Source organism: Sphingomonas jatrophae (assembly GCF_900113315.1).
Classification (GTDB): Bacteria; Pseudomonadota; Alphaproteobacteria; order Sphingomonadales; family Sphingomonadaceae; genus Sphingomonas_P; species Sphingomonas_P jatrophae.
In genome coordinates, this window is record NZ_FOZG01000002.1 from 591959 (window position 1) to 605810 (window position 13852).

Annotated in this window: 6 protein-coding genes and 1 tRNA gene; 5 read left to right on the forward strand and 2 right to left on the reverse strand. The window is 64.5% G+C overall.

The features are described 5' to 3' along the window. Positions 1 to 145: 145 nt before the first annotated feature. Positions 146 to 5023, reverse strand: a complete 4878-nt coding sequence (locus BM360_RS12100; protein ID WP_093314942.1) for a DEAD/DEAH box helicase — start codon at positions 5021 to 5023, stop codon at positions 146 to 148. 20 nt (positions 5024 to 5043) lie between these two features. Between BM360_RS12100 and BM360_RS12105 the strand changes: the two genes are divergently transcribed. The 4 genes from BM360_RS12105 to BM360_RS12120 all read left to right on the forward strand — a co-directional run bounded on the left by BM360_RS12105 (position 5044) and on the right by BM360_RS12120 (position 12954). After that, positions 5044 to 8772: an AAA family ATPase gene (locus BM360_RS12105; protein ID WP_131819264.1), complete on the forward strand. Its 3729-nt coding sequence runs from the start codon at positions 5044 to 5046 to the stop codon at positions 8770 to 8772. Between the two features lie 385 nt (positions 8773 to 9157). Then, positions 9158 to 11134, forward strand: coding sequence for an ATP-binding protein (locus BM360_RS12110; RefSeq protein WP_165611297.1), 1977 nt, complete (start codon positions 9158 to 9160; stop codon positions 11132 to 11134). Between the two features lie 320 nt (positions 11135 to 11454). Further along, a complete protein-coding gene (locus tag BM360_RS12115) occupies positions 11455 to 12180 on the forward strand; it encodes a helix-turn-helix domain-containing protein (RefSeq protein ID WP_165611298.1) in 726 nt (241 codons plus the stop codon). Between the two features lie 567 nt (positions 12181 to 12747). Continuing rightward, positions 12748 to 12954, forward strand: coding sequence for an AlpA family transcriptional regulator (locus tag BM360_RS12120; RefSeq protein ID WP_093316021.1), 207 nt, complete (start codon positions 12748 to 12750; stop codon positions 12952 to 12954). A gap of 172 nt (positions 12955 to 13126) precedes the next feature. Here the strand turns inward: BM360_RS12120 and BM360_RS12125 are convergent. Continuing rightward, positions 13127 to 13203, reverse strand: a tRNA-Arg gene (locus tag BM360_RS12125). A 116-nt stretch (positions 13204 to 13319) separates the two neighbouring features. On the opposite strand from BM360_RS12125, the gene BM360_RS12130 reads away from it, so the two are divergent. After that, positions 13320 to 13802: a hypothetical protein gene (locus BM360_RS12130; protein WP_093314950.1), complete on the forward strand. Its 483-nt coding sequence runs from the start codon at positions 13320 to 13322 to the stop codon at positions 13800 to 13802. The last annotated feature ends 50 nt before the right edge of the window (positions 13803 to 13852 follow it).

Sequence of the window (13852 nt, forward strand, 5' to 3'; positions counted from 1 at the left end):
ACGCCGGAGCGCTTACTCGCTCACGGAAAGTGGCCGTTGGTCCCGAGACGTTTGAAGGCAGGAATTGAGGCCCGCAGAGGCAGGCTGCTCTTGTGTGTAGAGGGCGCGCACTCATCGCTTGCGCTCTACCAGCGTGGCTAAGGCCTCACGACCCGCTCTCAAAAAAACGCCGGCAAAATTGGTGAGCCAGTCTGTCACGATAATTGAGGATGTTGTCCTCAACGGTAGCCACCTCGCAGGTTTCAGTTCCGCCATTTGCCGTACCGCGCAGGCCGCGGCCGACCATCTGCATGTAGCGGACTGGGCTAAACACTGGCCGAGAGATCAAAATCATGTCGGAGCGTGGGGCGTCGAATCCGGTGGTCAGCACGCTGTGGTTGCAAAGGACTCGTAATTCGCCCGACCGAAATCGACGTATGAAATGCTGGCGCGCGAGCCGATCGGTTTCGCCGCTGACCGCCCCTGCTGGGCAGCCGAGCAGATGGAGCTTCGCGGCCAGGAACTGAGCATGTTTGACCGAATTGGCGAACAACAGAACTGAAGACGCATTGCTGGCAAGCACACGCTTGACGATCTCGTCGTTGCGGTCGGGGTCGGCGCCGAGCTCCTCCATCACAGACTCAGGTAGCTCTCCATATTGCTCGAAGTGGCGGATGTCCGTGTCGGACAGCTCGAACGGGCGGTCGTAAGTGATTGGGCTGTAGGTGAGCGCCGACAGCACCTGACGCCTCCTCAGCTCATCATAAAGACCCTCTTGGTCGGCAGGCAACCAGCGTCGATCAAACCGCGCCGCAAGACGCGCCGATTCATCGTCGTCGCGGCCGCGCCAAGGGGTGGCGCTAAGCCCGATCACCGGCGGCTCGTTCTCGCGCTCGGCTTCACCGCCGGTCTGCACATCAAGCCAACGCAACAACGAGCTGTAGCTCGGGGCAATTGCATGGTGACACTCGTCGATGACAACGATCCCGGGTTGGCTGAGCCAATCAAGGCTGTTGTGATCGAGCCGCGCGTTGAGCGTCTGGATACTTGCCACCACGACGATCGCTTCACCGGCCTCGGGGGGCACCGGGCTGTTCTGGCCACCCCAGAGCCGGACCACGCGCAAATCCTCGCCTTCAACGCCGACGTTTGACCAGAGTTGGCGGAAGCATTGTACCGCCTGCTCGCACAGTTCGTCGGTTTGGGCGATCCATAAGGCGCTACGCTGACCGTCGCGATTGAGCACCAGGCGCACAACGGCCTCGGCGGCTACGCGCGTCTTGCCACCACCGGTCGGAAGGCTGACGACGGCGCGGCGACGGCCAAGACCTGACTCGAGCAGCGTTTCGAGACCGCCGAGAATGTCCTGTTGATAGTCATGCAGCTCGGGCAGCGCCAATGGTCCGCCAACCAGCAGCTCCGCATCGCGACGCACCGAAGCGCTCGTGCCAAATTCGAGCGGAAAGCCGAGCTCGGTGACAAACTCGCGCGCGGCCGGGCCACCCCAACGTCCCGGCGGGTCGAGGCCCTCGGCGGTGAGCACGGCGGCAAGCTTGACCAAAATCGTTGGCCCGAACACCGCCAACGCAAGTTCGGCAATGGCGCTGTCGCTAAGGCCAGTCTCTATGGCATCCACCACCGGCTCGGGCAGAATGGCCATGAGTGGCGTGGCGGTGCCGCCAACCGCACAGAGCAGGCGCGCCGGCAGTCCTTCAGCGGCGCGCACGGCGGCGCGGGCGTCGCGTGAGCGTGCCCCGCGAAGCTGGTTCAGCAGCGCCTCGACCTCGCCTTGCACCAAGCCGAAGGCAATCAGGCTGCGCAGCAACAACGCCCGACCCTCAATCCAGCTGAGCGCAAGAAAGCGCTGCCGGTCAATCATGATCAGACCGGTGCTGTCTTGGGCGATCGCGGGTTCGGAGACACGATGGCCGGCCTTTTCGACCAGGCCTTCGACCCAGACCGCATCGGCGCGCTTGGCGGCGCGGCTAGTCAGGACATTGCTGAGCTCGGGAAAAATGTCGCGCAGCAGCAAGGGGGCGCCGAGCTGCGAGCCGGCCTCGACCTCGCTGTGCGCGTCAAGTTCGCGCGCGCCCGCATTGGCCCATCGCTCAGCGGCCGCGTTCGACAAGATGACGATGCGGCCGTCGTCGTCACTGGCCGCGAATGGATTGTTGTCGGTCGCCACGAAAATCTCAGTTAGCGGCAACGGCCCGGCGCGCGTCGGCACCCGAGCTGGCACTTCCTGGTGTGCGCTCGCTTGCTCCCAAACCGGTCGCAACTCTGCGAACCCTTTTGACGCCCCCTCGAGGGCCGCGAACACCGCTTGCCAGAACGCGCCGCGCAACGCGGAGTCGAGCTCGTCGCGATCGCGCGCGATCCGGACGTCGACCTGAGCCGCTTGTGCCTCGAACAGCGGCAGCAAGGCCGGTGCCCCGGCTAATTGGGCAGCGGCGAAGGCCGAGACCAGATCAATGTCGAGGCATTTCAGTCGGACTAGCGCGCTCCCGACAGCAAAGGTGCCGAACCGGAACAGCCAGAACATCAGCGGATGCGCAGCGGTCAGCGACGGATAATGGTCGCGTCGCGTGAGGTGGCCATAGCTGATCGCGGGCCATGGCGCAGGCTGCGCGGCCGGCCGGAAGCGGTCACGCTGACTGTTCGCCATGCCCCCAAGCAAATGAAGGGTGAGCGCCGCGGCGTGGTCGGCGGGAAGCGACGGCAGTAGCCGCCAGCTGGAGGGCATCTTGATGTAATCGCGATCGAGGATGCCGACTTTGCCATATTGCGGATTGCCGGGCATTTTTGGCCAGCCGACCTGCTGCACCTTGTCCAGATAGGGCTTCATGTGCGCCCAGTTCAGGCCGGGCCACTCGCTCACCCATTCGCAGTCGGTCGGCCCGAACGGCGTCCAAAACTCGTCCGGCAGCCGCTCGCGGTGTGCGGCGTGATAGTCGGTGTCGAGCAGCAGTGCCGCAGCGATCCCCTTGCGTGCGTCCGGCGCGAGCGCGACCAACTCGTCGCGCGGCTTGAACTCACCGGAAACATTGCGGAACTGCAGTGAGCCAAGATGCGCCTCCTCGAAGAACTGGGTGGTCGCGGCGCGCGGCGCCTCGGCCAGATTGGCCCAAAAGGTCAGCCATAAGGCGGTTTCATCGCCCGACACCGCGCTACCCAGCGATTGCTCGAGCAGCTGGCCCCAGACATCGTCAGACAGCACCTTGACGCCGAAAGTCGCGGTCAGCAGCTCATGGGCGCGCGCGTCTTCACCCACGGCCGACGCGACGGCGCTGAATCCGGCCGGCGTCAACGCCACCGGTGCCAGGATCGCCTGCGCCGGCGTCACCAGCCGCCCATCGACTGTCGGAACGATCCGCGCCTGCCGGATGCGCTGCAGCGGCATCAATTTGCGGACATTTACAATCTCGTCGACGAAATGGAGGAAGGCGACGGCGTTCGCCGGGTCAGCGGTCGCGGCAGCCTCCAGCCATTCAGTTTCGCCCCATGACCGTAGCGACGGGGTTGCCGCCTTGCCCGACCGCTCGGTGATTTCGCGCGCGAACGCTTCGAGCCGAGCCGCCCGGCGCCGGCCCGACTGGCAAGCGGTATGAACTAACTGGTCGCGCGTCCCGGTGGGCGCGAAGCCCGCCCACCAGCGCAGTGCTTCAGGCTCGACCAGCGGATGGCGACCGAGCGTCGCGGCTTGCTGCAGGTCACCCGCGCCGTCGGCGACGATCGCCCGGTTGATCAGCGCCGCCCAAAGCGGCTCAACAAGGGAAGCGGCGAGCTCGTCCTTGCGTTCGAGCTGGCGGGGCAGCGCCGAGATCGGCGCGCCCGGGTCGCCGGGTGTCGCCAACGCCGCTATATTGGCTGCGATCAGCGCGGCTGCCTCGGCCATCAGGATAGTGTTCCACGGTCCGGCGATGACATTGGTGCGGTCGCTGTTCAGCTTCCACGGCGCATTGAGGATGCCAGCCGCGAATGTGTCGCTCTGCGTCGGAAAGAAGGCCCAGAACCGCCCGGCAATCTCGCGCGCGCCGAGCGGTACCGCCCAGGCGAGCGGCACTTCCTCTCGCGCCTGCAGATGCTGGGCGTCGGACAGCGCCGAGGGATCGGTGACGCGAACCTTGGTCTGGAACAGCCGCCATCGGCTTTCGGTCGTGCCGTCATCGACGATAAAGATCTCACCCTCGCGCCGACGCGTGATCTTCCGGCGCAGCCCCGCGTCAGTTTCGAGGACGAGTTCGACATCGGCATCGAGGAAAAGGATGAACTCGGCGGGGAAGCTTGCCATTTCTTCGGAGAGCCGGTCGTAGACGTCAGGCTGCTCGATCGCCGCGGTCACAACGGTGGTCGCCCAGTCGAACGCGCCATGGCGGCGCAGCGGCCCCTCAGGCGCCGCTGGATCTAGCACTTGCGCCAGGCGCATACCCGGCGCGCGCGCGTCAGCGGCGAGCCCGAGATGATCGCGGATCTGCCCGCGGCACCAGACCGGATCGAAGCGCAGCCCGATCGAGCGGCTGACGAGGTCGACCTGCCCGCCCAATTTCAGCAGCGACTTGAAGCCGATCCCGAACCGGCCGATCTGGCCCGCGCGCTTCGACGAGCTGCGCGCGTTGAGGAGAGCGACAACTCCGTCCTGATCGATCGGCGCGCCGGTGTTCGCCGCCGCCAGACGCTTTCGGTCAAGCACCACCTCGATACGGCCGCGCTCCTCGCCGCCTTCGCCGATCGCGTCGGCGGCGTTCTGGACCAGCTCGAACAGCTGGCGATAGGCATAGCCGCCCGAGAGGACTTCGACCTCGGTCTCAAAATGCTCGTTCGCGTCGCGGGGCTGCGCGCTGTACGCCCGCAGGCGGCGATCGCATTCATCGGCGACGAAAGCGGCGAGTGCGGCGAACGCGCCGCCCGGATTGGCTGACTCAACAGAAACCGACGCCACTTGTCCCCCAAAAAGTTCTAATTCCCCGAGCGCAATCTGGCGAAGTTTCCCGCCATTGTTAAGGTCATAACGGCTGTGTAGCGTCTGCTTTTGAGTTCGCGCCATCGATCAGCGCGTTGGGGGGAGTGGCGGTTCTGGGCAGGGGCAATATTCGTCATCTTTCGGTGCGCGTGCCATGGCACGACAGCGGCTGGAACGGCCGCGTCTGCAACGACGTCCGCGCCAATTCGGCGTGTCTCGCGCTCAAGCGCACCGCCGAAAGTCGCGATGACGCCTATGAGACCGCATGCGCGGGCGAGGCGTTCGAAGAGCTCGATCGGCTGCCGCCCTGTCTCGCCGAGCGCGGCGCCTTCCTGTCGCCCTTCGGCCTGCCGCTCAGGACCGAACTCGACTATTCGCGCTACAGCGACGCACATCGCCATATCCTGCCCCAGACGGTGCAGGTGCCGGCCTATGGCGGCGTGCTCACGCCCTATCGCTGGATGCTGCGCGAGCATGCCTGGCCGCTCGCCGAGGCGCACGGGATCGATGCCGAAGAGGCGCGCGAGCCCAAAGAAGGCGAGGCCCCCGATCTCATCGTCCACACCGCCTGGGTGCAAGATTGCGACAATCAGGCGGCGCTTCTCGACGGCTTCAGCCGCAGCCTCTCGCCAACCGGCTCGCTCATCTTCTTCTACGCCAAGCAGACGCCGCTGACCGATTCCGGACGCCGCCAGATCGTCGCCGTCGCCAAGTTGGAGACGCTCGGCAGCGTCGGGGAGTATCCGTACGAAGGCGGCAAAGCCGCCGGACGGCTGCGGTCAATGATCTGGGAACGACCGTTTCAGCACTCACTGCGACCCGATCCCGACGGGGACGGCGCTTGGCTCGGCGGTGTCGTCCTACCCTATCACGCGCTGATCGCACAGGCGGCGACGCAGCCCGAGCTCGATCCCTCGCGCCTCGTCGCCGAAGTGCCCGAGGAAGCTTATGAGCAATTTCTCTACGGGACCGATCACGTCACTCATGGCAGCGCGATCACCGCGCTGCAGGCGGTGCGCGCTTCGCTCGAGGCGACCGCCGAGGTGCTGCCCGGGCCTTGGGCGCGGTACATCGCGTGGATCGATAACGAGCTGAGCGAGCTCTGGGCAATGCAAGGCCCGACGCCCGGCCTTGGCAGCGCGCTCTCATGCTTCGACCCCAATTTCAACGGCACTTTGTTCGCTCACGCCATCGCCGGCGAGCTCGAGGACGGGGCCGATCCCTGGCCGGTGGTCGACGCGATCTTCGCCGACACGCGCAAACCGCCCGAGGGCGCGCCACGCCTCACCTCGATGCAGCGCAAGCGCTGGCAGCACCTCCATCGCACCGATCCGCAAGGCGCGAAGATGCTGCGGCTGCTGGCCAGCTTCGAGCTCAGTCGCGACCAGGCGCAGGCGGCGTTCAATGGTGACGAGGTCGAGGCCATCCTGGCCAACCCCTATCGCCTTTACGAAGCGTCGCGCCTGACCGAGACGCCGATCAGCCTGACCACGGTTGACCGCAGCCTGTATCCATCCGACCCGAAATTGGTCCGGCCGTTGCTTCCCGACGATCTCGCGGTCGATCTGACCGAGCCCGAAGACCCGCTGCGGCTGCGCGCGCTGGTCATCGAAGCGCTCGAACGTGCGGCTGCTGCCGGCCACACGGTGCTGCCGGCCGCGCGAATCAATGCCGCCGTCGCCGAGCTGCCGTTGTCGGCGCCGGTCTCGGTCGACGCGACCGCGCTCGAGATCTGCGCCGACGACTTCGCGCCCGAAGTGGCGATCCTTAGCGAAGATGGCCCGACGCTCGCCCAGCTCGTGCGCTATGTCGGCACGCGCGACGTGCTTCGCCAGCATGTCGATGCGCGGGTGGCGAGCGGCGTCGCCACGATCGACTGGCGCACGTTGGTCGAGGCGCAATTTGGCGCGCCGGTCGCCGGCGATAGCGACGAACGCGCGGCGCAAGACGAGAAGATCAAGGCGCTCGCCGTGCTCGAGGCCAGCCGGATCTCGGTGCTGACCGGGCCGGCGGGCACCGGCAAGACGACGCTGCTCAAGATCTTCCTCGATCAGAAGAAGCTCGTCGGCAACGATGTCCAGTTGCTCGCCCCGACCGGGAAGGCGCGGGTACGTCTCGGGCAGCAAACCAAGCGTCCAGACAAGGCGCGCACGCTCGCGCAGTTCCTGCTCGAACATGGCCGCTACAACACCAAAACCGGCCATTATGCGGTGATCGCCGATGGCCCGACGGCCGCGGTCACGACCTGCGTAGTCGATGAATGCTCGATGCTGACCGAGGATCAGTTGGCCGCCTTGTGCAGCGCGCTGCCCTTATCGGCGCGGCTGATCCTGGTCGGCGACCCGCAGCAGCTGCCGCCGATCGGCGCCGGCCGCCCGTTCGTCGACATCATCGCCCATCTGCGCAAGCAGCATGGCGGCGCGGGCCTCGCCGACCTCACCGTCAGCCGACGACAGGCAGCCGCAGGCCTGGTCCCTGCCCTCTCGCTTGCCGACGTCCAGCTCGCCAATCTGTTCTCCGGGCGTGCCGCCGAACCTGGCGAGGACGAGATCGTCGGGATCATCGACCAAGCGCAGGCGAGCGACCGCTTAAAGCTCGTCGAATGGGACACGCCCGTGCAGCTGCGCGAGCAGTTGCTCGACGTCCTTGGCGACGAATTCGACGCCGAGCGCGACGCCCTCGAAGCGGAGATCGAACGCTCGCTCGGCGGGACGCCCAGCGGGAATCACATCTATTTCAACCGCGGCTGCGGCGAGCGCGCCGAGGCTTGGCAGATCCTCTCGGCGCACCGCAATATGGCCAGCGGCTCGGCCGAGCTCAATCGCTTCTTGAAGCAAACGATTCGCGCCGAGCGGCTGGCGACGGCTCGTCGTCGCGGTTACGGCTGGCGGATGATCGAGCCGCGCGGCGCCGATCAGATCACCTATGGCGACAAAGTCATCTGCCTGCGCAACCACCCGCGCAATCGCTGGAACAATGTCGACGGCAAGCGCAAGGGCTATCTCGCCAATGGCGAGGTCGGGATCGTCAATGGCGACGCGGGCAACTACAAACCGACCTACACCAAGGTCGAGTTCGCCTCTCAGCCCGGCGAAAGTTACAGCTTCCGCAAGAGCGACTTTTCAGAAGAAGGCAGCCCCTATCTCGAGCTCGCCTATGCAGTGACCGTTCACAAGGCTCAAGGCTCAGAGTTCGGCACGGTCATCCTCGTGCTGCCACATAACAGCCGACTGCTGACCCGCGAGATGCTCTACACCGCCCTTACCCGGCAGAAGGAGCGCGTCTGGATTCTCCATCAAGGGCCGTTTGCGCACTACCTGCGGCTTCGCTCCGACTTCTTCTCCGAAACGAAACGGCGCTCGACAAATCTGTTCGGCGCACCCGACATGTACGACGCAGCCGTGACGAGCCCCGGCGGCGTCCGCACCGGTTGGCTGGCGGCTAATCTCATCCACGCCACCAAGCGCGGCGATCTCGTCAGCTCCAAATCCGAGCTGGTGATCGCCGACATCCTCTACGATCTCGAGCAGCACGGGCGGATCCGCTACAGTTTCGAAAAACCACTAACCGATGCATCGGGCGCGCTGCGACTCCCAGACTTTACTGTCGAAAAGGACGCCGAGACGTGGTTTTGGGAGCATTGCGGCCTGATGGGTCAGCCGCAATATCGCGAGCGATGGGCGCGTAAGAAGAAATGGTATGAAGCGCAGGGGATCACGCCTTGGAGCGCAGACAATCCCGGTGGGCGGCTGATTGTGACCGAGGATAGCTTAGCGGGCGGCATTGATAGCGGGGCGATCACGAAGCTGGCCGTCGAACTGTTCGACAAATGATGAAGCGATCTTTTAGGAGGTGCAGCCAGCGGCTGGAAACGAGAGCTGTTGCTCAAGATGTGCTAGACTTAGAATGTCGAAATTCTACGTCGATATCGACGAGCGCCTGCTTCCAGACCTGCAGACCGCGCCTGGATTAGAAAGCAGCCAGTCCGCTTGCCCCCAACACTTGGTCACTCAGGGCACTAACCCAGCTTGCCCGAAGCAGACACCTGTTCACGCTGTTTGATCAAGCCTTCTGCAACTCAGGCAGCGGCACTAAACGGCAAAAAGGGGATATCCCGATAGCCGCCCGTCGCGTGAGGCCCGGTAGCGAGGACGATCGATGCGATCGATTGTCACACCTGCACCGGTTCGCCTAAGCCGTGCCGGGGAGGATCGCACTGTGACCGCTGAGACCGACACGCTCGTCAAACCCGACATGGTGGCGGTGCTCCAGCGGACCCACGTCAGCAAGGATCTCCACGGCTTTCTGCTGCCGACGCTCGAGGCGGTGTCGAACGCGATGCACGGGATAGAGGCGCGCTTCCGCGATGACGCCCGCAAGCAGGGCACGATCGAAATCGCGATGTCGAGCATCAACGATCCCCAGCACCTGATGATCTCGATTACCGACAACGGCATCGGTCTCGACGACGGCAACTACCGCTCGTTCAAGACCCCGTTTTCAGGCCACAAGCTTCAGCAGAATGGCCGCGGCTTCGGCCGCTTCATCGCCTTCAAGGTGTTCAACCGCATCCTCTACTCGAGCCGGTTCGAGGCACTGCCGGCGCCCGACAGGCGCACCTTCCGTTTCGACATCCACCGGGAGGACGAACTTATCTACCATGACGGCGAGCCGGACTTTGCGCATCTCGGCCTTCGCGTCGACTATGACGAGCCCCGCCCCGAGTGGCACGAGCTGATCGCCACGCTCGACGAGAGCGACATCGCCGACCATATCGGCAGCCACTTCCTGCCGCATTTCCTCTACCGCTGGCTGCCCGAGATCACGATCCGGTTCGACGACGCCGAGGCCAGCAGCATCACCGCCCACTTCAAGAACATCTTCGTCCAGTCGGAATTGGGCTCCTTCGACGTCCAGATCGATGGCAAGGCAGAGACGATCGACTATTCGCTGACCAAGGTGCCGCGCACCCGGTCGTTCAAAAACCACAGCCTGCTGTTCGCCGCGGGCGATCGCATCGTCGGCAATCCGCGCGACCTCACCAATCTGCTCGGCCAGCCCGCCTTCATGGACGATCAGGACAAGCCCTATATCGTGATCGGCGTTGTGCGATCGGACGCGTTCGAGACGCGGCTGAACGACGCGCGGACCGGGATCAACATTTCGCCGGCGATCATTGAAGAGATTGTCGGTGCGGTCGGCGACATCATTCAGTCGACCGAGAAGAGCCAAATTGACAAGATCAAGACGACTCAATCGCGCGATCTCGAGACGGCGCTCCAGGAAAATCCGATCCTTCGGATCGGGCTCAAAGGTCAGTCGATTTCGAGTTACGTCGCGGGAAAGCCGAACAACTGGAAGGCGCAGCAGTTCGTGTCGGACCTCGCGATCGAGCGTTACCGCGTGTCGCGGGATCTGACCAAGGCGATCACCAGCGCGGCCAACGACCCCGACAACTACATGACCAACATCAAGGACATCGTCGACAAGATCGATGCCTCCAACAAGGAGGCGCTCGCCGAGTATGTCGTCCACCGCAAGAAGGTGATCGAGCTGATCGAGGCCGCGCGCAAATATGGCTCGAGCGGCACCCACGCGCCCGAAGACACGATCCACGATCTCGTCTTCCACCGCTTTTCGGACAGCGTCGATACCGACTATTTCGAGCACAATCTGTGGCTGGTCGACGACGCGCTGGCGTTCCTGCCGTACATCTCGAGCGACCGCGCGATGCACGGCAAGGGCCGCAAGAAAGGCGACAAGATCGCCGATCTCGCCTTCTTCGATGACAGCCTCGTCCTCGGCGACAATGACGGCACGACGATCACGATCATCGAGTTCAAGCGGCCGAGCCGCGACGATTACCGGTTCGGAGACGTCAAGCACGATCCCGTCATGCAGGTGATCGAGACGCTCAAGGACGCCACCATGGCGGGCGGGATCGCGCGGACGGACGGTTCGCACTTCGCGTTCCGCGGCGTCGTGCGCCGGTTTGGCTATATCGTCGCGGACCTGAAGCCGTCACTCGTGAATGTGCTGCGCAACCACGACTTTAAGAACGACTGGAACCCTGACATCTACGTTCGCTACCGCGACAACGAGCAGATCTTCATCCAGGCTATGGGCTACGATACGCTGATCGCCCATGCCAAAAAGCGCAACCAGGCCTTCTTCAGCGTCCTGTTCGGTGATTAGACGCTCACTGGCTCATGATCTTACCTAGGGCGCTACGGCTGCATGCACCGCCGTTGACCGTCATCGGTCGGCGTCGGCCGGTTGGTAAGGTTTTTTGCTACTGAAACAGGGACAGGAAGTCGGCCTCGCCCGCGACCACCGCCATGCGATCGCGGACATCGGCTTGATCAAGGGAGATGCGCCTTAGGTCGCTGCTATGCTTTCGGGTGAGCGACGATCTGCGGTGGGATACCGCTGCCGCATCGCCTGAGGGTTGCTGACGTGGCCTGACGACCACAGTCAGGACGAAAGCTGCGCCACCAGCAATGGAGGAACAGACGATGACCCTTTATACTTCCATCATGGCGCTCGGCGACCGCGTGAAGACGCTCCGCAAGGAGCGAGCGATGACCCAGGAGGATCTGGCTGGACGGTCAGGCCTGGCGCTTGCGACAATCCAGCGCGCGGAGCGGGGCGAGCGGCTCTCTGCCGACACCATCGCGTCGCTGGCGGCCGCGTTCGACCTCCACGCAACCGACCTGACCTCTTCGGAGCAGGCGCAGGACGATCAGCCCTATCTTCCGCTGGAGACGATCCGCAGCGGACGCCAACTTGTGGGTCTGATCGGGCGGGGCGAGTCGCTCGACTTCAGCTTCGTCGAACTGAGCGATCTCGGCCAGGCGGAACTCGTCGAACAGCTTCAAACCTGGTGTTCGCCGCTCGGCCCGAGCCGCATTCCGGCCGGTGCCGTTGCGCAGGTGAAGCTGGAACTCGAAGCCCTGCGGCTTCTCAACGCCATGGCCGAGCACGGTCTGACCGTCACGGGCGCCACCTTCACAGTCACGGCCTACGAGGTCGATGACGATTGTGGCGCGGGACAGCCCGTACTCATGGGGCAATGCGACTATGTCTGCGCGGTGCTGCGGGTGGGCACGCGGGACGAACTCGTCGACCGGGCCTATGTGATGGATGGCCTGGGCAAATGGGAGAACCCCGGCCCGGAAGTCGTCTTCCCGCCGCAGCCCGACACAATGGAAGACTGGCTGCGCGACCTTGGAACCGCCTAGGCGGCTTACACGGCTGGGCGGCGAGCTCGCTCGGCGACGGTCTCGCTCAGCTGTTTAATGGAGCTGGTGTTGGAGCCGAGGCGCATCGAACCTCTGACCTTCGGAACGCCATTGCGACAGTCCGTCTTCCGACCATTGGCCGGCCGGATTGCATAATTCTAATCTGAACACACAGGCAAAATGACTGAAATATCTTTTTTGAAGCGGCCAGTCTGGTTTCCACCCAAACTGTCGGGCGATCGGCATTCGTACGTCTCAGGGATTGTTGCCAAGCGGGCGCCTCCCGCCCCTTTTCAGCGTGTTACCTAATCCCAAAGGCTGAAGTTCGCTTCGAGTGGCTCACATGGTGATTCGCGCGACACGGCTCGCGGTAGCTGCGAGCGCGATCGCGCTTGCAGCGCCATGCATGTCGTAAAGGTGCCGATGAGACTAGCGACCCCGCGATTCGTCTCCGCTCTACCGAGGCACAAAGCGTCTTTTGCCGGCTGCTGTCGCCTCAACATTTCCCCAACGATCCCTCAGGCCATAGGATCGTAAGGGAAGGGGCTATCCTGCTTGGAGCTGTTTATGGCCACAGATGCTCACACACCCACGCGCCTTATCAGGCTGCCTGAAGTCAAGCTTCGGACTGGGCTCGCCCGATCATCCATCTATCGCATGATGGAGGACGGCGGCTTTCCACGCCCTCGCAAGCTCGGGCCGCGGGCCGTTGCATGGCTTGTAAATGACATCGATCAGTGGATCGACAGCCGACCTGCGAAGCCGGCCGGTTGAGGCTGCAAGGAAGAGAAAAGCTGGCGTAAGCTCGGCGGATTCGGAGGACAGCGTGACAGACTCATCTGACAGACCGATCGGCCCTCGCCTCCCCGTTTGGAGGGGCGTGTTACCTAGTGTGTTACCTAGAGCCACTCGGGTGAGGGATGGCCCCTGCTAACCCTTTGAAAAATGGCGCGCCCGGAACGATTCGAACGTCCGACCCTCAGATTCGTAGTCTGATGCTCTATCCAGCTGAGCTACGGGCGCGTGGGATGGGCCGGATAGCCGCGTCCTCCGGGGGGCGCAACCCCTGTCGTCGAAATAATCGTGCGCGCCGCTCCGCCGCTTTCCCGGCCGCGGTGAAGCCATTAAGCCCGTAGCCCATGCGCCGCTTCCTTCCCCTGCTGCTCGTCGCGGGCTGCACCGCCTCGCACAAGGGCTATCCGTCGCTGGCCCCCCGCCCGATCGAGCAGCAGGCGCTGTTCGAGGAGCCGGAGCGCGCCACGCCTGCCGCCACGCGCGATCCCGCGCTCGACGCCAAGGTGGCCGAGGTGGTGGCGCGGCTGGACGCGGCCGAGCGCGACTTTGCCGAGGCGCTGGCTGCGCTTCGCCGCACCGGCTCTGCGCCGGCGGTCGGAAGCGAGGCGTGGATCGCCGCGCAGCTCGCGCTCACCCGGCTCGATGCCGCGCGTGGGCCCGCCTCGCAGGCGCTGGCGGATCTCGACGCGCTGCGCCTTGCGGCAGCACAGGCCGCCACGCCGCCCGACACGGCCGCACTCGACGCCGCGCGCAGCCGCGCCGAGGCGCTGGAGGCAGCGCAGCGCGCCGCCTACCAGGCCGAAGCCGCACGCCTGCCGGCCGCCTGAGCCGCCCGGTTCATCGACCGTTCAATCGCATCAGCAGAAGCGCCGCGATC